Annotated in this window: 3 tRNA genes and 1 rRNA gene; all 4 read right to left on the bottom strand. The window is 50.7% G+C overall.

Annotation, left to right across the window (positions count from 1 at the left end):
- A tRNA-Glu gene (locus UB32_RS06695) sits at positions 1-72 on the bottom strand.
- Between the two features lie 16 nt (positions 73-88).
- A tRNA-Thr gene (locus tag UB32_RS06690) sits at positions 89-161 on the bottom strand.
- Between the two features lie 45 nt (positions 162-206).
- Positions 207-281: transfer RNA gene (locus UB32_RS06685), tRNA-Asn, on the bottom strand.
- Positions 282-359: 78 nt separating this feature from the next.
- Positions 360-440: ribosomal RNA gene (gene rrf, locus UB32_RS18965) — 5S ribosomal RNA — on the bottom strand; the annotation flags it as partial.

The raw sequence follows: 440 nt of genomic DNA, 5'->3' as shown, positions 1-440 counted from the left end.
TGACCCCTACGGGATTCGAACCCGTGTTACCGCCGTGAAAGGGCGGTGTCTTAACCGCTTGACCAAGGGGCCATTATACTATTTTCAGAGCTTCCAAGCGGGCTCGAACCGCTGACCTCTTCCTTACCATGGAAGTGCTCTACCTGCTGAGCTATGGAAGCATGAACTTGCTGCCAGCTCAAATAACTTTCGTCATTTAGAGATAATGGCTCCGCAGGTAGGATTCGAACCTACGACCGCTCGGTTAACAGCCGAGTGCTCTACCACTGAGCTACTGCGGAATAGTGGAAATTAGCATAACTCTTGCAGATGTTGAATGCCTCATCTTAGAAGTTTGTCCAAAATGAAAGTACATTATTGCCCGGCGGCGTCCTACTCTCACAGGGGGAGACCCCCAACTACCATCGGCGCTGAGAAGCTTAACTTCCGTGTTCGGTATG

This window comes from Mesobacillus subterraneus (genome assembly GCF_000934845.1).
In the GTDB taxonomy this organism is placed as follows: Bacteria; Bacillota; Bacilli; order Bacillales; family Cytobacillaceae; genus Mesobacillus; species Mesobacillus stamsii.
This window is presented reverse-complemented; position numbering and strand designations above follow the sequence as displayed.